The following is a 16,576-nucleotide window of genomic DNA, read 5'->3' as shown; positions in this document are numbered from 1 at the left end:
TGGTGCTTTCGCTGCAAACGTATTGCCGCTCTGCCAAACGGCGCCTTGTACCCGCTTTGACACCTGCCGCGTTGTGTCCGAATGGCTGCAGGCGGTCTTGGTCGTGTCGTTCATTGAGGATGCGCAATCCACTGTGGATTGCGCCCGATCCGTTCAAGGAGGAAATCCATGAATACCCGTACCTTTACCGAGAGAACATTGGTTTGCGGGTAGATCAGCCAAAGTGCCGTGTTGGCGACGCAGGTGTAGTCCGGCAGCACGCGAACCAGGTTTCCCGTAGATAGCTCAGCATGGACGCTCCACAAAGAATGAGCAGCAACGCCCGCGCCCGCCAATGTCGCGAGCTTGTGGCTATGGCCATCATCAAAGATCAGCTTGCAGTTGTCGGCGCTTGGATCAAACTGCGCAATGGCACCGTCACCCTTGATCAGGCGCAGGGGCTCGTCGTTTCCAAAGGCCACAAGGCGGTGGTTGCGAAGATCAACCGGCGTTTCCGGATGTCCGTTCTCTTCCAAATACTTTGGCGATGCACAGAGGATACGGGTGTCGTCTGCAAGTTTGCGACCGCGTAGTGTCGAGTCCTCCAAAACGGCGTTGCGAAGGGCCAGATCGAAACTGCCGTCGATGAGATCGAATTGCTTGTCTGACAGGCGCATGTCGAGGCGAAGTTCAGGATGATCTGCCATGAACTCTGGCAGAATGGGTGCGATGTAGAGCTGCGCGAAGGTGCTGGGGGCAGTGAAGCGCAGGGTGCCGGAAACCTTGGCGCGGCCTTGCCCGAGCGCCGCTCTGGCCGCGTCCTCGCGCGCGACGATATCACGGGCATAGGGCAAGAACTCCACCCCCTCCATGGACAGGGCAACCTTGCGTGTCGAACGGTGCAGAAGATCAGCGCCGATACATTTTTCCAGCTTTGTCATCCATGCGCTGGCCACAGAAGGTGCGAGACCGAGCTCTCGCCCGGCTGCACTGATGTTCAGTTTGTCCGCGGCAAGGACGAACAGGCGAAGGGTATCGGTTTCCATTTTATATCCAAAACCAGAATTCTGATTTCAAATTCTCCCCAGTTTATTCCGCATTTGCAACAGGTCATATCTTGCGCAACACAAACCAGGAGACGCCCCCATGGCCTATTATTCTGTTCTTGCCGTCACGCCCTCCAGCGAAGATTGGATCCCGGACTATCTGCCTACCGCCAACAAGCTGGTTGCGAAGCATGGTGGCAGATATCTGGCGCGCACCGCGTCTCATGAGCAGGTCGAAGGGAGCGACCAGGCTGCTGCGTTGCGGATCATTCTGGAATGGCCGACCAGGGACGCGGCCATGAATTTCATGAATGACCCTGACTACAAACCGCATCTCGACGCGCGCACAGCTGGCTCTGAGAGTTACCATTTTGTGATCGAGGGCAAAGACGACCTTGCCTGAACCACTTGACCGGCCCGATCGCTTGCATCGGGCCGCATGCGACAAGGAAGCCTGCAATGACCAAAGCTGCGACCGTAAACTACCACGTTCATGCACCCGAGCGCCAAGCCTATCACATTGATGCAGGTGGCGTGGCCGGAGAGTTGATCTCGCCCAAGCATGCGGCGACCCAGGTCAAGCTGAAAGATGTGCGCGCTGGTGCAAGCGTCAGCTTTGCCAGCGACAGCGTTGGGTTTTGCAACGCGCCGTCCAAGGTGCGGGCCTTTGACGACAGCCGCGCGTGGCAAGCCGTCTACGATCAGGAGTTAACCGCCCTTCTTACCCGCAACATTGGCGCGAAAGAGGTCATTGTCTTCGATCACACCGTTCGCGTCGATGACCCGAATGCGACCCGCAAGCCTGCCCGCAACGTCCATAGCGACTATAGCCCAGAGGGGGCGCAGCAGCGGCTGGTCGACATACTTGGAGATCAAAAAGCCAGAGAATGGGCAGACGGGCATTATGGTTTCATCAACGTCTGGCGCCCAATCGAAAACCCAATCAATTCAGCACCTCTGGGCTTCGTGAGGCCCTCAAGCGTGCCTGATGAAGACTGGGTTTTGCTTGACCTGATCTATCCGGATCGGCGCGGGCATATCATGGGGCTGGTCGCCAATCTGGATCACGAATGGATATATCAGTCCCGCATGACGCCTGACGAAGTGGTGGCATTCAATATCTATGACAACCGGGGCAAGCCCTCGATTGCGCATTCGGCGCTGGATATGATCGAAGACGAAGCCATCATCACCAAGCGCAAAAGCATCGAAAGCCGCACCCTGGTGCGGTACTGAGGCACGTGATGACAGATCTGCGAACTCTTTCGGAAACAGGCACACTTTCATTCCCGACATTGAACCGGGCCTATGACACGGTGTTCCAACCAGGGGAATTGAGCCTTGGATTGGTTGTGCCGCTCGACGCACATCACAATGACCCGGTGCCCGACATGTCACGTCATCTCGAACGCGCACAAATGGCAGATCAACTCGGCTTTTCCGCCCTGTGGCTGCGGGATGTACCGTTCAATGTACCGAGTTTTGGCGATGCCGGGCAAGTGTTTGATCCGTTTGTCTATCTTGGCCTGCTATCAGGTGCGACGCGAAACATCGCACTTGGCGTTGCCAGCATAATCTTGCCACTGCGCCACCCAGCTGATGTAGCAAAGGCTGCGGCCTCGGCCGATCAACTCTCTGGCGGACGTCTCCTGTTGGGTGTCGCCTCCGGAGACCGGCCAGAAGAATATCCCGCTTTGGGGATGAGCTATGCCGACCGTGGCGCGCGTTTTCGCGAAAGCCTGGCGTATATCCGTGCCGTGGCGGCAGACTATCCAACCTACAGTGGCGACCACGGAACGTTGAACGGTGCCCTGGATATGCTGCCCAAACCTACGGGCACCCGATTGCCCATTCTGATCACAGGCGGGTCGCAGCAGTCTCCGGATTGGGTTGCTGCGCATGGAGACGGCTGGATGACCTATCCCCGCGATATCGCATCGCAGGCGCAGATCGTCCGAGATTATCGCGCAAGAGAGGCAACGGCAGGCGCGCAAGCCAAACCTGTGATGCAATCGCTTTATGTTGATCTCGTCGCCGACGATGATGCCCCGGCTCAGCCCATTCACCTGGGCTTTAGATCAGGGGTGTCTTTCCTGAAATCCTATTTGGGCCAGCTTCGCCTGCACGGGATCAACCACGTCGCGCTGAACCTGCGGTTCAATCAAGCCGACATCGAAGACACAATGAGACGCCTCGCAGCCGAGGTGCTGCCGGAATTCCCAAGCCAAGGATAAAAGTCATGACCAAAACCATACTCATCACCGGATCGACCGACGGCATAGGGCTTTTGACCGCCAAGACCTTGGTCGGCAAAGGTCACAAGGTCATCCTGCATGGCCGCAGTGCGGGCAAACTGGAGGCCGCCGCCAAAGGCGTCGGCGGTGACGTTGCCACCTATGAAGCGGACCTCTCGTCACTTCACGAAACCACGGAATTGGCAAAGGCTGTTGCTGCCAATCATGACCGGATTGACGTTCTGATCAACAATGCAGGCGTGTACAAAACACCACAGCCGATCCTGCCGAACGGTCAGGATGTCCGATTTGTCGTCAACACGCTGGCCCCGCACGTTTTGACCACCGTGTTACTACCGCTCCTCCCGCAGGATGGTCGCGTCATCAGTCTGTCTTCTGCTGCCCAGGCTCCGGTGGATTTGACCGCGCTTTCTGGAGAAACCCGCCTGAACGACATGGGTGCCTACGCACAAAGCAAACGCGCCATCACACTGTGGTCGGCCGAAATGGCAGCCAAACACCCAGACGGCCCCATATTCATCTCGGTCAATCCTGGCTCTCTGCTGGCCTCGAAAATGGTTAAAGAAGGCTTCGGCGTTGCAGGCAATGACTTGCAGATCGGGGCAGACATCCTTTGCCGCCTCTCTTTGGATGCCGGTCATGCAGATGCGTCTGGCCAGTATTGGGACAATGATTCAGGGGCATTTGGTCATGTGGACCAAGGGCAGGCTAAAGACGTGATGAAGGCCGTCGAAGCACTGACCGCCTAAGCGCCACGTTTGCAGGCGAACCCGCCATCAGTCATGAAATACCGCATAGCCGAGTTTGGTGCAGCGAGCAGTGAACTGGGCTTTCCACCCTAAATGCACATGAGGCGATCTCAGTTCCCATCAAGGCGGATGGCTGCTTGGCGCTGGCATTGGGGCATTGCGATGTCTTCGCTGCCTTTCACCTGCAGGCCGCCCGTGACGGGACAGGAACATGGGAACGCCGACTCTGTGGCTCTCATGCCTGGGTTTTGGGAGTCGCCCATTTCTGACGGCCAGAACCCCCTGCAAACCATCTGAAATTGTGGGGAAAATGGTGGGTGATGAGAGACTCGAACTCCCGACATCTTCGGTGTAAACGAAGCGCTCTACCAACTGAGCTAATCACCCGTGAGGGCGGATGTACCCAAGCCGACGACGAGGTGCAAGAGGGAATTGCGCAGTTTTTGTCATTCTTTTTGATCCAGGAAATAGCGTGCCGCAACCGGGGCTCCGGCGATAACAACAACCATGCGCACCAGGTGGTGCAGGACCACAAATCCCAGGTCCGCCCCCACGGCCAGAGCCAGAACCGTCATCTCGGCCTGCCCCCCCGGCGAAAACGCCAGAAAGGCCTCGACCGGGTCAGCCAGCCCCATCTGCACCACAAAATAGGTGATCGCCTTGGCCATTACCGCCAGCAACAAAACAAAGGCCGCGCCGGATAAAACGATCCGGCGCAGCTCGGCAGTGGTGATACCAGTATAGGACACCCCCAACCCCATGCCGATCACAAACTGGGCCACAAAAATCGCCTCGGCCGGGGGGCGGTGTTCCAACAGCCCCAAAAGCGTCGCGCCCGCCGCCAGGATCAGCGGCCCCAGGATCGCGGCCCCAAACAGGCCGATGCGTTCGCCCCCTTTCCATCCCACGATGGCAAGGATGACCATCAGGGCCAGTTGCAAAGGTGGAAGATCGCCAACCGGCTCCCCCACGGCACCGCTGAGGGACACGCCATAGACTTCGGTCAGGATGAACGGCGCGATCGAGACGATCACCAGGACGCGGGTCACATGGATCAGCGACAGGGCGCGCACGTTGCCCCCTGCCTCTTGCCCGAACAGGATCATGTCCTGCAACCCGCCCGGCATGGCGCTGAAATAGGCCGTAACCCGGTCAAAGCCGCACAGACGGGTGAAAAAGGGAACCCCGATCACCGCAATCAGGGCGATGTAAACGGCCATGATCGTCAGCGTGATTGCCATGTCCGGCAGTTTCATCACCAGATCCAGAGTGATGGCGCTGCCGACCGCGATGCCCAGAACTGTTCTGGCCGATGTAGAAACAACTTTGACGCCCCTCAGCTCGACGCCTGCCAAGGCGGCGATCAGGCAAGTGCACATCGGACCAAACAAAAACGGCAGCGGCAGATGCAAGAGCCAGAATACCGCGGCGCCAATGGCTGCGATCAAGAATGTTACCAAACGCGGCGGCAGGGGGGACATGGACACTCCAACAGGATTATTGTTCTGGCGGCTATGCATCCAGTCGTATACAACTGGATGCAATAGAGTCAATCCAAGGTCCCTGCCATGAGCAGCACGCAGCGCAAAGAGAGTTCATCGGCGTCTATCGCTTATGCCCGAATGTTGGATGACATTCGCACCGGGACGCTTCAGGCAGGTGACCGCGTCACCGAGACCGAGTTGGCGACGCGACTGGAGTTGAGCCGAACCCCCGTGCGCGAAGCGATCCGCATGCTCGAAGCCGACGGGCTGGTTGAACATGTGCCCCGCGTCGGCGCCACGATCCGCAAGCTCGGGTATGCTGAGGTGATGGAACTCTATGATATGCGCGCCGTTCTCGAAGGCACTGCTGCACGGATGGCGGCCCGCACGGCGTCGGACATAGAACTGGCAGAACTGGATGCGCTGAATGCCGATATGGCGACCTGCAGCGATTTGAACCAGGCCTATCACCTGAACCGCCAGTTCCACCTGACACTGCTGGATGCTGCCAAGAACCGCTTTCTGCTCAAGTCAATGGCTGGATTGCAAAGGACCCTGTTGATCCTGGGGCCGATCATCCTGTCGGACCCGACGCGTGCCGCAGCCTCGGTCGAAGAGCACGAAGCCATCCTGCGCGCGCTGCGCGCCCGCGATGCCGACGCCGCCGAAGCCGCCATGCGCGCCCACATCGAGGCTGGGCACCGCAAACGCCTGCGCCTCTTGCGCGACGAACGCCGTCTGACACCCCAGGCCGAGGATGTGTTGGCCGAAGCATTTCGCGACTAGGCTCTGGTATCCCTGCGATCAGGATTATGTCGGCAACAGGGGCTATTCCCGAGAAAGGATGTTGTCATCGGGTTTGGCTGGGCCCTCATCCGACGCGATAGTTTGGTTGTTCTGGATGTCCAGCTCTGCAAACTGGCGATCTATCAGGTTCATCAGATCGCATCCCTGGTTCGACCATGTCGGCGTCTCCATGCTTTCCCAGCAGCGTTCTTTGGCAAACACTGGAAGTTCGTGCGACCACCGGTTCTGGCACGCAGGCAAATCATTCCGCTGTGCTGTGCAGTTGCAGTCCTTGTTTCCCTGGCACGTGACAAATGTCCAACCAATCGAATCTGAACCCCATGCCACCTATCGGCAAAATTTGGCGTACTCACTTGCCAGAGACTGCCTGATCTGAACCTGAGTTCCTCGCCCGCCTGACCGATGGTCCTGACCGAGTTCAGGCAGAGGCTTCGCTCATTCAGCACTGCAACTGTCCACGGGGACGGCTGAATGGCCTCGTCTTACACTGCCAAAGGCGATGAAGAGTTTGTGCTGGCTCTCTAGAAAACGTGGTGGCGCTGCGTGGCTCCGCCGACATCAATCGCCCCGTCGGTAACTTCATCCTGGGTTTGTGGCTGTGGCAGCACAACAGAGAAGCAAAATCCTGTGAACTTGAGCCGGGAAGGCTCCCGCCCGTCGTTGATTTTTCTGACGAAAAACCGCCTCCCGTTGGGCCGGGCCGCCGCGCTGCGCGCGGCGGCGGGCGCTCGGTTGCACCTGTTGGAGATAGAGCCGGGACTTCCCGTCTGGGCGTGACCGCGCCGAGCCGAAGGCTCGGCGCCCGGCCCAAGGCCGTCAGCGGGGCTGACGCAGTCAGATCTGCTCGGGCGCGGGAGCCCCCCCTCGCCTTTAGACCACTAGATCCAATGGCAAATCCGAAGTATCCCGCAAGCGCTGACCATCGATCATCGTCTCAACCAGTTCCAAGGTGTCGCGTTCCTGTTCGCGCAGCGTCTCGACCAGCTCAGGCAGAGCGAAGTGATAGACACAATCCATGTCCCCTGTCCCAAGAGCAATCGCCGCAATTCGCGACGGCACTGGCTCGGCCGTCACCGCAACGATATGCGGCAACCGCCCCTTGCGGTTGCGGATCAGGTTCAGCGCCTCGGACCGTGTGTTCTGCACCCGGTCCGACCGGATCGTCAGCTTGCAGCTGACCGAGGCGTGCAGCGTTGCCCGTGCCCCATTGGCCTGGCGCAGGCCCGTGTTCCCGGCCACTGAAGCATCTACCAGAACCCCGCTCTGGTTGATCACCGCATCCGTTTCAGCCCCGCGCACCACCACCACGTCCGGCTTGATCAGATAGTCGGTCCCTAAATGCGTCTTGAGTGTTCGGCTCGCATCGGCCAGCGCCCTTAACTCATCAAGATGCGCATATTGCGCATAGCGCGAGATTGGCTGCCCCCGCTCGACCGAGAACCGCCCCGGCCGCAGATGGGTAAACTGTTCGAAACACGCCGCAATGAAATCCTGGCAGGCTGCCTCAAACAGGCTGCCAGCCGTTTGCCCCGCCGGTTTCTCGGCATGGCTGATAAGCGGCCCGATCTTGGCCACCATCGATGTCGCAATCTCTCGGCTCGACGTGTTCGAGACATCCGCCACCGACGGAACACCGCGTGTTTCCGTGATCGGGCCGGACAGGCATTGGGCATGGAACCGCGCCCGCGCCGCGCGCAGCCAGGTCATGCTCAGGCAACCGCGTAAAGGCGCCGCGCGGTGATCGCTGCCTTGACGTTGCGCGCCACAGCCTCGGCCACGGGCGGGGGAAAGGCATTCCCCACCTGCCTGTACGCATTGGTCTTGCGCCCGGCAAATTGCCAGTCGTCGGGGAAGCCCTGGATACGGGCCACCATGCGCACTGTCAGGCGCGGCAGCCCTTCGAAATCGGGGTCCGGCGCCTCTTCGGCGATAGATTTGCCATTGACGCCCAGCATCTCCCACGCACGCCGCGCGCGTGTGGGCCCCAGATCGGGGCCGCCGTGCTTCTTGGAGCCGCCCACGATGGTCGGCGCAATCTCATCCGCACCGTCACGCCACTGATCCACACCCGTCCAACCGCGCGCGCCCATCAGATCGTGCAGCAGGTTGCCCACACTGGGGGGCTGCATATCGCCGCCCTTGGGCCATTCGAACTTGTCGGCGAACTCATCCCGCACCGCCACGATCACCACCCTGGGACGCAGCTGCGATACGCCGAAATCGCTGGCGTTGTAGAGATGCCAGTCGACAAAGCTGTAGCCCATCTTTTTGAGCTGCCGTTTCAGCTTTTGCCGGTAGTCATGAAACACCGCATCCATGAAACCACGCACATTCTCGAGCATCACCGCCTTGGGGCGCACCTCATCAACGACCCGCAGGGCTTCGGGAAACAGATCGCGTTCGTCGGCGGCACCTAACTGCTTGCCCGCCTTGGAAAACGGCGGACAGGGTACGCCACCGGCGACCAGATCGACGCCCGCGAAAGGCCGCGCATCAAAATTGGTCAGATCGGCCTGCTCACCTTCGATGACATTCCACTGGGGACGGTTCAGCGTCAGGGTCTGGCGACACCATTTGTCGACCTCGACCATGGCCTCGTGCCCGAACCCGGCCCGCTCGATGCCCAAGGCCTGACCACCGGCGCCCGCGCACAGCTCCAGCGATGTCAGTTTCCCCTGCATGAGATGCCCCCGTTTTGGTTTTCACCGACTATCGCGAGATAGAGAACAAAATGTCAACACCTGCACCAAGTCACAAGGCCTGAAATCGCGGATATACTGGCGTCACCTGGCAAGCACCGTGCAAAGCCCAGCCTGTTTGCAAGCAGGCGGTGATCCCTGCCTCACCCAATGCGAATAAAGACGCCATCGAGTTGGGTTCACCTGGAAGAGCACTTTGACTAAAGAGTTCTGCATGAAGAGGATTTCGCTTTTCTTCGCCTTAGCTTGGCTTGTCTTTCCAGTCTTTGGCATGAGCTTTGATCGCTAAGCGGACACGCAGAAAAACCCTCATGCAGACCCTAAAATGGTGGATACATTTTTGAATCTCGCAGTGCACGCCAGTTCATACAGAGACCCCCCTAAAAACATCGTCTTTTGAAAGGTCGCCCTTTGTTCCGGCCATCACGACTTCACCTCTTCGCATGACCACAAATCGATCAGCAAGATCATAGGCAAACTCGAAGTATTGCTCGACCAGCACGATTGCCATGTCTCCCCGATCGCGCAGCAATTTGATGACTTCGCCAATCTGCTGGATGATGTTGGGCTGGATACCTTCGGTCGGCTCGTCCAACAAAAGCAACCGAGGTTTGGTTATCAGCGCCCGCGCAATGGCCAACTGTTGTTGTTGCCCCCCCGACAGGTCACCTCCGCGCCGATGCAGGAATTCCTTTAGGATAGGAAACAGGTCAAAGATTTCATCCGGCACAAAGTGCTGATCCTTGGGTAGGCACGCAAAGCCAGTCTCAAGGTTTTCGCGCACCGTGAGCAGCGGAAAGATCTCACGCCCCTGAGGGACATAGGCAATGCCCTTATGCGCCAGTTTGTGCGCGGGAAGAACGCCCAAGGCTTCGCCATCCAGCTCCACATCCCCGCCCGAACGCGGATGCGCACCTGAAATCGCCTTGATCAGGCTGGTCTTGCCGACGCCATTGGTGCCCATGACACAGGTCACCTCGCCCGAGGCGGCCTCCATCGAGATGCCGTTGAGGATTTTCGAATGCCCATAGTGCAGGGTCAAATCGTTCAGTTTCAGCATCTTTCAGCGCCCCAGATAGACATCGATAACCTCTTGGTTCGAGGTGACATGGTCGAGGCTCCCTTCGGCCAGAACCGAGCCTTCGTGAAGTACGGTGACCTTGCAGTTCAAGCGACGGACAAACTCCATGTCGTGCTCAACAACCACCACCGCGCGCGTCTTGGCCGCCTCCAACAGAAGGTCGGTTGTGTGTTCGCGCTCCTGTGGTGTCATCCCCGCCGCTGGTTCATCCACAAGCAGCAGCCGCGGCTCCTGCGCAAGCAGCATTCCGATCTCGAGCCACTGCTTCTGGCCATGGCTCAGCTCGCCGGATTTTCGTGCCAGCTCGTCGATCAGCCCAATTTCGCGCGCCACTTCAGCAACTCTGTCCAGATCCTCGGGCTTGACCCGATAGGATAGAACCGGCAGCCAACCGCGCGGTTTCTTCAACGCCATCAGCAGGTTTTCCTGCACCGTCTGATCTTCGAACACCGTTGGTTTCTGGAACTTTCGCCCAATGCCCGCTTGCGCGATCTTGGCCTCGTTCATCTTGAGCAGAGACACAGATTTCTCCCCCCAGATCACCCTGCCCTCGTCAGGTTTGGTCTTGCCTGTAACGATATCCATGAACGTTGTCTTGCCCGCCCCGTTCGGTCCGATCACGGCGCGCAACTCGGCCTCGCCGATCTGGAACGACAGGTTGTTGATGGCGCGGAAGCCGTCAAAGGTGACGGACACACCGGAAACCTCAAGAAGTGTGCTCATTTGCTGGCCTCCTGTTCGCGCAGGGCGCTATCATCGGGTCCCAGGTCTGCGCCATGGCGGTTGGGCGCGCGTGCTTGGGTCCAAAGGTCGACCAACCCGCCCATGCCTTTTGGCGCAAAAAGCGTGACAGCGACAAAGGACAGACCCAGCAGCACCAGCCACCAGTCGACCCATTTGATCGTGTAAAAGCCCAGCGGAATGTCCGGCGCCTGGCCGCCCGTGAACCATGTGCTCAAAAGGCTCACAAACGCCGCACCGATCACTGCGCCATACAGCCGACCACGTCCACCGATGGCGACCCAGACCGCCAGGTAGATTGACGCAATTGGCGCAATCTCGGCCGGGTTGATGATGCCTGCCTGGGGGTAATAGAGCGCCCCGGCGATGGCGGCGATGCAAGCCGTCAGCGTAAAGATCATCAGCTTGTAGGTCTCAACCGAATAGCCAAGAAAGCGCACCCGCGCCTCGTTGTCGCGAATGCCACGAATGACCGAGCCGAACTTGCCCGACACCACCCAGGCGGCGAGCAGATAGCCAAGGCCAAGCGCCAGGGCGGACGCCCAGAGAAACCAGAGCGACACGACGTCCTGCGACGCCTCGACCCCGGGCAGGTTTTGCAATCCCGAAAGGCCGTTGTTGCCGCGCAGACCGCTGTCGTTCTGGAAGAGGTAGAGCGCTAGGGCCAGGGTCATGGCCTGTGTCAGGATCGACAGATACACGCCCGTGACGCGGCTGCGAAACGCCAGCCAGCCAAAGACAAGTGCGAGCAGCCCCGGCACCAGAACCACCAGCAGCAGTTGCAGGAACAGACTGTCCGCCAAGGCCCAGATCAACGGGAACTCACTCGACCCGACGACGCCAAAGATCTGATTGCCAATGGCATCCACAACCTCGGAGCTGGTGGGGGGAGTTTCGGCCTGCGACAGCGACTCGACCACGATCAGCCGGGTGCGTTCGTACATCAGCCACATGCCGATCATGTAGCCGCCCAATCCGAAGAAGGCGAAGTGGCCGAGCGAGAGGATGCCGGTGAAGCCCCAGATCAGATCCATCGCCACTGCGATCAGGCAGAGGCACAGGGTCTTGCCGAGCGTCTTGATGAAACTGGTCGAGATCATGCCAAGACCAAGGCCCTCTGACAGCACAGTGACGATCAGCGTGAACAGCGCCAGGCAGGCAAGGAAGATCAGAACAGACGGGTTCTTGGCAATAAAGGAACGTTGCATGGATCAATCCCCCGCCGCACGACCTTTGAGGGCAATGATGCCCCTTGGCCGGAACTGAATGAAAATGATGATGAAGACGATCATGTAGGTCTGCGCCGCCAGCGTGTTGGACGGGTTCAGCCACTCGATCCCCTTTTGCAGGAAGCCGATCATCGTCGCCCCCGCAAGTGTGCCCCAAATGTTGCCCACGCCACCGACCACCACGGTCATGAAGCTTTGCACGATGTAGTCCGAACCAAGTTCCGAGGTTACCTTGGCGAACAAACCAATCGCCACCCCGGCGATCCCGGCAATGCCTGAGCCAAGCCCAAACGTCAGCATGTTCACGCGACCCGGATTGATGCCCATCGAGGCCGCCATGGCTGGGTTCTGCGTGACTGCGCGGGTTTCCAGCCCCAGCCGTGTCCGCTTCATGATGAACAGAAAGACGCAAAGGAAAATCAGCGCCAAGATGAAAATGGCAATGCGGATATAGCTGATCGACACCACGTCATTCAGCACCCACGCCCCGTCCAGCCAGCCCGGAGCAGTCAGCGGACGCGCTTGCGTGCCAAAGATGTTCTTTGCCAGCTGTTGCAGGGCAATCGAGATACCGAAGGTCGCAAGCAGTGTTTCCAGCGGGCGGGCATACAGCCAACGGATCACCAACCGCTCCATCGCCACGCCAGCGGCAAAGGTCACGGCAAAGGCCAGCGGGATCGCGACAATGATCGACACCGTGTGATCCGGGATGATCTGCTGCACGACATAGCCCGTGTAGGCGCCCATCATGATGAACTCACCATGGGCCATGTTGATGACCCCCATCACGCCGAAAGTGATGGCAAGCCCAATGGCCGCGAGGAAGTAGATAGAGGCCAGCGACAAGGCGTCAAGTGTCAGGTCCAGCGTCTGATTCACGCTCACTTTCAAAGCGATATTGTCGAGCGCATCCTGCGCGGCCGTGGTCACCTCGACGGCGGGTTCTGCGTAGGTTTCAAAGAAGACATGCGCAGCCAACGCGGCCTGAATGCCCGCCGGGTTCACCAAAGGCGGCACCTTGCCCGCCTCGGCCAATGCGGTATAGGCCCGTACGCGAGCCTTATCCTTGTCCAGCTGCGCAACCGGAACGCCACCCACGGTGCCGCCCTCGATGTTCTCGGCCAGCGCAAGGCGCATATCATCTGCGGTCACCCGCGCAGGCGCAAACCCCTTGGCCACCAAAAGGTCATAGGCCTCGTCTTCAGAAAACCCTTCCTCGCCGGGTGTCAGGTTCGCAGCAACATTCACCCCCTCGGGCACTGTGCCCAGCGCCACGTCGCGTGTGGTCGCGACCAAGGGGTTCAGCGTGGCCCGCACGTCGACGCCCAGATCGCCAGACATTTCTTCTATGGCGGCAATCCGGGCGACCGGGTCGGCGTCGTAGCCGATCGTCAATAAACGCTCGAGGCGCTGTTTCTGCGCCTTCAACCCTGCATCCGGTTCGCGATCAATCGAGGCGCGCAAAGGGGCCAGCAAAGCCGCCTCAGGATCACGCTGGATCGAGGTCAGCGCCGCCTGCCGTTTGGCCTTATCTTCATCCAGTAGCTGAAACTGGACCAATGCAGTGCCGATCAATGCACGAACGCCGCTGTTGGGTTTCAGCTGCTTCAGCTCTTTCTTGGGGAAAGTCCCAACCTCTTCGCCCGTATCGAAACCAGTCAGGCGATAATTCTTGCTGTCCGCCTTTTCGCCGACAAAGAAAAGACCATCCGATTTACGCATCCACATTGACTTTGACGCCCAGGTCTCAAGCACTATCTGCGCCTGAGGCAGACCACTGTTTGCGATGGCATCAATGGCCGGACCAATGGTCTTGCGAGAGCTTTTGGCAATCACCTCCCTGTGCTCTTGCAAGAGGGGCTGTATCGCACCCTCTTCGGCGCTTGCCGTCACGCATGACAACAGGATTGCGAGACTCGCAAGGAATAGTCGTAACATGTGGGGATTATCCGCGTCTTGAGGTGGAAGGGGCCGGAACCCAGCCCCTTCGCCCTGTTGCTCTTAGTAGTTCGACAGCGTCTGAACGCAGGACTTGGTTTCGGTGTTGTACATACCGCAACCCAGCTCTTTCCAATCCGAGATCAGAACCGCTGATTCCGGCAGATAATCGGTCCAGGCGTCGCCCGGCACTTCAGAGGTCTGGCTGATGATGTCAAACTGACCGTCGTCCTGGATCTCGCCGATCAGCACCGGCTTGGCCAGATGGTGATTGGGCAGCATCACGGCCGTACCGCCGGTTAGGTTCGGGAATTCCTGGCCGTACATCTCGGCGCGCACGGCGTCGACCTCGGTCGAGCCTGCTTCGGTTGCGGCGTTCACCCACATGTTGAAGCCGATAAAATGCGCTTCCATCGGGTCGTTGGTGACGCGCTCTTCTCCCATGGTCGCTTTCCAGGTTTCCACAAACTCGGCGTTCACGTCGCTGTCCGCCGACTGGAAATAGTTCCACGCCGCCAAGTGCCCAACCAGGTTCGAAGTGTCGAGACCCGCGAGCTCTTCTTCACCTACCGAGAACGCGACAACAGGGATGTCGTCTGCCGAAACGCCAGCCGCGGCCAGCTCTTTGTAGAAGCCGATGTTGGCGTCCCCGTTGATAGTGGAAATCACACCGACCTTTTTGCCATCAGCGCCCAGCGCCACCACATCAGCCACGATCTTGGACCAATCCGAGTGGCCAAAGGGCGTGTAGTTCACAAAGATATCGCTATCCGCGATACCTTTGCCCTTCAGGTAGCTTTCCAGAATGTTGTTGGTGGTCCTGGGGTAGACATAGTCCGTGCCGAGCAGAGCGAATTTCTCGACCCCCAGTTCCTCCAGGAAATAGTCGGTGGCAGGGATGGCCTGCTGGTTGGGCGCCGCGCCGGTGTAGAAGACGTTTTTCGAACTCTCTTCACCCTCATACTGCACAGGATAGAACAACAACCCGTTCAGCTCTTCGATCACCGGCAGGACCGACTTGCGGCTGACCGAGGTCCAGTTGCCAAAGATCACGTCGACCTCGTGCACGGTCAGCAGCTCGCGGGCCTTTTCGGCAAACAGCGGCCAATCCGATGCCGGGTCAACCACCACGGCTTCCAGCTGTTTGCCCAGAAGGCCACCCTTTGCGTTTTGCTGGTCGATCAGCATCAGCATGGTGTCTTTCAGTGTGGTTTCCGAGATGGCCATCGTGCCCGACAGCGAATGCAGCACACCAACCTTGATGGTGTCCTCGGCGGCCAAAGCGGCAGTGGCAAACGTGGCAAATACCGCTGATCCGGCAAGCGTGGATTTGAGAAAGTTCATACGATCCTCCAGGCGGGGCTTTTTGCGGCGGGGCTTGCACAGATGTGCCCGATCCCTTTAGCTATCCCCGCAACTTGATGTTGCATTTCGTGTGGCGGCCGCTTCGAGGTCCAATTCGTATGGTCGCCACACACCCGCGATTGTCAGACATCTTGTCCCCAGCAGGTGCTCAATCGATTCTGCATCGCAGCAAAACAAGCAAACCTGCCACCCGTGAATCACCGAGCAACCAAGGTGAATGCCTGTTTTTTGAACAGCCACCACCACGTCCGCACAACAATTCATCAAATGGACCCGGTCACAGTGCGCGGTACGCCGTTTGCAATGGTGCTTTGCACGCGCCCCAGCAAAACCAAGGGCATAGCAACACGATCCGAGGACGGCCCGATCACCCATCAGGCAGACATAACCCCACACGGCTTTTCAGATCAGCCTCGCGCGCGCGGCACGGTGCACCTCAGCACCAAGCGCACCGACGTGGGTACAGTGCTGGACAGGTTCCGACAGACGGGTTCGCTCAAGTGTCTGTTCCCCGGGCGGCGCGGATCCGCGTTGGATGCAGTCGTGTTGAACACGGCCGGCGGCGTGACCGGAGGCGACCAGTTCGATTTTTCTGCGCAGGCGGCCCCTGGCACCACACTTACCCTGACGACCCAGGCTTGCGAGCGTGCATACAAGGCGCAGCCGGGCGAGATCGGCAAGATCACCAATCGCCTGCGGATCGATGCGGGTGCGCGGATCAACTGGCTCCCGCAGGAAACCATTCTATTCAACGGCAGCGCCCTGCACCGCCGTCTGAAGGTCGATTTGTCCAAAGGCGCATCCCTGTTGATGGTCGAGCCCGTGGTCTTTGGTCGCCCTGCCATGGGCGAAGACGTGACAGACCTTCACTTTCGTGACCGGATTGAGATCCGCCGCGAAGGCGTGCCGCTGTTCATCGATGCCATGGCTCTGACCGGCAACGCGCGCGATCACCTCGCCAAGCCATTCATTGCAGGGGGCGCAGGCGCCATGGCGTTGGTGGTGCTGATAGCAAACAATGCCGAAACCCATCTGTCCCCCCTGCAAACCACCCTGCCCGCCACGGGCGGCGTCAGCCTGCTGCAAGAGGACGTGCTGGTGATGCGGCTTCTGGCCGAGGACAGCTTTGCCTTGCGACACACCCTGTTGCCCCTTCTTCAACGCCTGAACGGTGCGCCCCTCCCCCGATGCTGGAAGATATGA

Annotated in this window: 16 protein-coding genes and 1 tRNA gene; 6 read left to right on the top strand and 11 right to left on the bottom strand. The window is 59.2% G+C overall.

Translation table 11 applies throughout. From position 1 onward, the window contains the following. Positions 1-110 precede the first annotated feature (110 nt). Positions 111-1,025: a LysR family transcriptional regulator gene (locus TRL7639_RS08350; protein ID WP_085795257.1), complete on the bottom strand. Its 915-nt coding sequence runs from the start codon at positions 1,023-1,025 to the stop codon at positions 111-113. 100 nt (positions 1,026-1,125) lie between these two features. Between TRL7639_RS08350 and TRL7639_RS08345 the strand changes: the two genes are divergently transcribed. The 4 genes from TRL7639_RS08345 to TRL7639_RS08330 are packed head-to-tail and all read left to right on the top strand — an operon-like array spanning position 1,126 to position 4,029. Beyond that, a complete protein-coding gene (locus tag TRL7639_RS08345; RefSeq protein ID WP_085795256.1) occupies positions 1,126-1,428 on the top strand; it encodes a DUF1330 domain-containing protein in 303 nt (100 codons plus the stop codon). A 56-nt stretch (positions 1,429-1,484) separates the two neighbouring features. After that, positions 1,485-2,261, top strand: coding sequence for a CmcJ/NvfI family oxidoreductase (locus tag TRL7639_RS08340; RefSeq protein WP_085795255.1), 777 nt, complete (start codon positions 1,485-1,487; stop codon positions 2,259-2,261). Between the two features lie 8 nt (positions 2,262-2,269). After that, positions 2,270-3,259: an LLM class oxidoreductase gene (locus TRL7639_RS08335; RefSeq protein WP_085795254.1), complete on the top strand. Its 990-nt coding sequence runs from the start codon at positions 2,270-2,272 to the stop codon at positions 3,257-3,259. 5 nt (positions 3,260-3,264) lie between these two features. Next, positions 3,265-4,029 (top strand): SDR family NAD(P)-dependent oxidoreductase, encoded by a 765-nt coding sequence (locus TRL7639_RS08330; protein ID WP_085795253.1) that lies wholly within the window; start codon positions 3,265-3,267, stop codon positions 4,027-4,029. Positions 4,030-4,340: 311 nt separating this feature from the next. Here the strand turns inward: TRL7639_RS08330 and TRL7639_RS08325 are convergent. Together TRL7639_RS08325 and TRL7639_RS08320 are read right to left on the bottom strand one after the other, a co-directional pair. Further along, a tRNA-Val gene (locus TRL7639_RS08325) sits at positions 4,341-4,416 on the bottom strand. A 59-nt stretch (positions 4,417-4,475) separates the two neighbouring features. Beyond that, the gene (locus TRL7639_RS08320) at positions 4,476-5,510 is read right to left on the bottom strand and encodes an AbrB family transcriptional regulator (RefSeq protein WP_207559646.1); all 1,035 of its coding nucleotides are present in this window, start codon (positions 5,508-5,510) and stop codon (positions 4,476-4,478) included. Positions 5,511-5,597: 87 nt separating this feature from the next. On the opposite strand from TRL7639_RS08320, the gene TRL7639_RS08315 reads away from it, so the two are divergent. Beyond that, on the top strand, positions 5,598-6,299 hold the full coding sequence (locus tag TRL7639_RS08315) for a GntR family transcriptional regulator (RefSeq protein ID WP_085795251.1): 702 nt from the start codon (positions 5,598-5,600) through the stop codon (positions 6,297-6,299). A 42-nt stretch (positions 6,300-6,341) separates the two neighbouring features. Here the strand turns inward: TRL7639_RS08315 and TRL7639_RS23075 are convergent, their stop codons facing one another. From TRL7639_RS23075 to urtA, 8 genes are all read right to left on the bottom strand, one after another. After that, positions 6,342-6,491, bottom strand: a complete 150-nt coding sequence (locus TRL7639_RS23075; protein ID WP_165759781.1) for a hypothetical protein — start codon at positions 6,489-6,491, stop codon at positions 6,342-6,344. A gap of 699 nt (positions 6,492-7,190) precedes the next feature. Further along, positions 7,191-8,027 carry an NgoMIV family type II restriction endonuclease gene (locus tag TRL7639_RS08310; RefSeq protein ID WP_085795250.1) on the bottom strand — a complete coding sequence of 279 codons (837 nt, stop codon included), beginning with the start codon at positions 8,025-8,027 and terminating at the stop codon, positions 7,191-7,193. A gap of 2 nt (positions 8,028-8,029) precedes the next feature. Next, positions 8,030-9,001 (bottom strand): DNA cytosine methyltransferase, encoded by a 972-nt coding sequence (locus TRL7639_RS08305; protein ID WP_085795249.1) that lies wholly within the window; start codon positions 8,999-9,001, stop codon positions 8,030-8,032. A 382-nt stretch (positions 9,002-9,383) separates the two neighbouring features. Then, positions 9,384-10,079 (bottom strand): urea ABC transporter ATP-binding subunit UrtE, encoded by a 696-nt coding sequence (gene urtE, locus TRL7639_RS08300; protein ID WP_085795248.1) that lies wholly within the window; start codon positions 10,077-10,079, stop codon positions 9,384-9,386. A gap of 3 nt (positions 10,080-10,082) precedes the next feature. Continuing rightward, on the bottom strand, positions 10,083-10,823 hold the full coding sequence (gene urtD, locus TRL7639_RS08295; RefSeq protein WP_085795247.1) for an urea ABC transporter ATP-binding protein UrtD: 741 nt from the start codon (positions 10,821-10,823) through the stop codon (positions 10,083-10,085). Further along, positions 10,820-12,049, bottom strand: coding sequence for an urea ABC transporter permease subunit UrtC (gene urtC, locus TRL7639_RS08290; RefSeq protein ID WP_085795246.1), 1,230 nt, complete (start codon positions 12,047-12,049; stop codon positions 10,820-10,822). The genes urtD and urtC overlap by 4 nt, the downstream gene beginning before the upstream one ends. A gap of 3 nt (positions 12,050-12,052) precedes the next feature. Beyond that, on the bottom strand, positions 12,053-14,008 hold the full coding sequence (gene urtB, locus TRL7639_RS08285) for an urea ABC transporter permease subunit UrtB (RefSeq protein WP_085795245.1): 1,956 nt from the start codon (positions 14,006-14,008) through the stop codon (positions 12,053-12,055). Positions 14,009-14,071: 63 nt separating this feature from the next. After that, complete coding sequence (gene urtA / locus TRL7639_RS08280) at positions 14,072-15,352, bottom strand: urea ABC transporter substrate-binding protein (RefSeq protein ID WP_085795244.1); 1,281 nt, start codon at positions 15,350-15,352, stop codon at positions 14,072-14,074. 288 nt (positions 15,353-15,640) lie between these two features. Between urtA and TRL7639_RS08275 the strand changes: the two genes are divergently transcribed. Then, a complete protein-coding gene (locus TRL7639_RS08275) occupies positions 15,641-16,576 on the top strand; it encodes an urease accessory protein UreD (protein WP_235820290.1) in 936 nt (311 codons plus the stop codon).

Source organism: Falsiruegeria litorea R37 (assembly GCF_900172225.1).
Taxonomy (GTDB): Bacteria; Pseudomonadota; Alphaproteobacteria; order Rhodobacterales; family Rhodobacteraceae; genus Falsiruegeria; species Falsiruegeria litorea.
The sequence above is the reverse complement of the archived record's forward strand: the minus strand, read 5'-3'. Positions and strand labels throughout refer to the sequence as shown.

What these genes read in the sequence shown, in the direction of transcription:
- TRL7639_RS08315 (WP_085795251.1), top strand. Translation starts at nt 5,598, where the DNA reads ATGAGCAGCACGCAGCGCAAAGAGAGTTCATCGGCGTCTATCGCTTAT.
- TRL7639_RS08345 (WP_085795256.1), top strand. Translation starts at nt 1,126, where the DNA reads ATGGCCTATTATTCTGTTCTTGCCGTCACGCCCTCCAGCGAAGATTGG.
- urtE (WP_085795248.1), bottom strand. Translation starts at nt 10,079, where the DNA reads ATGCTGAAACTGAACGATTTGACCCTGCACTATGGGCATTCGAAAATC.
- TRL7639_RS08275 (WP_235820290.1), top strand. Translation starts at nt 15,641, where the DNA reads ATGGACCCGGTCACAGTGCGCGGTACGCCGTTTGCAATGGTGCTTTGC.
- TRL7639_RS23075 (WP_165759781.1), bottom strand. Translation starts at nt 6,491, where the DNA reads ATGGAGACGCCGACATGGTCGAACCAGGGATGCGATCTGATGAACCTG.
- TRL7639_RS08310 (WP_085795250.1), bottom strand. Translation starts at nt 8,027, where the DNA reads ATGACCTGGCTGCGCGCGGCGCGGGCGCGGTTCCATGCCCAATGCCTG.
- TRL7639_RS08340 (WP_085795255.1), top strand. Translation starts at nt 1,485, where the DNA reads ATGACCAAAGCTGCGACCGTAAACTACCACGTTCATGCACCCGAGCGC.
- urtD (WP_085795247.1), bottom strand. Translation starts at nt 10,823, where the DNA reads ATGAGCACACTTCTTGAGGTTTCCGGTGTGTCCGTCACCTTTGACGGC.
- TRL7639_RS08335 (WP_085795254.1), top strand. Translation starts at nt 2,270, where the DNA reads ATGACAGATCTGCGAACTCTTTCGGAAACAGGCACACTTTCATTCCCG.
- urtA (WP_085795244.1), bottom strand. Translation starts at nt 15,352, where the DNA reads ATGAACTTTCTCAAATCCACGCTTGCCGGATCAGCGGTATTTGCCACG.
- TRL7639_RS08305 (WP_085795249.1), bottom strand. Translation starts at nt 9,001, where the DNA reads ATGCAGGGGAAACTGACATCGCTGGAGCTGTGCGCGGGCGCCGGTGGT.
- TRL7639_RS08350 (WP_085795257.1), bottom strand. Translation starts at nt 1,025, where the DNA reads ATGGAAACCGATACCCTTCGCCTGTTCGTCCTTGCCGCGGACAAACTG.
- urtB (WP_085795245.1), bottom strand. Translation starts at nt 14,008, where the DNA reads ATGTTACGACTATTCCTTGCGAGTCTCGCAATCCTGTTGTCATGCGTG.
- TRL7639_RS08330 (WP_085795253.1), top strand. Translation starts at nt 3,265, where the DNA reads ATGACCAAAACCATACTCATCACCGGATCGACCGACGGCATAGGGCTT.
- urtC (WP_085795246.1), bottom strand. Translation starts at nt 12,049, where the DNA reads ATGCAACGTTCCTTTATTGCCAAGAACCCGTCTGTTCTGATCTTCCTT.
- TRL7639_RS08320 (WP_207559646.1), bottom strand. Translation starts at nt 5,510, where the DNA reads ATGTCCCCCCTGCCGCCGCGTTTGGTAACATTCTTGATCGCAGCCATT.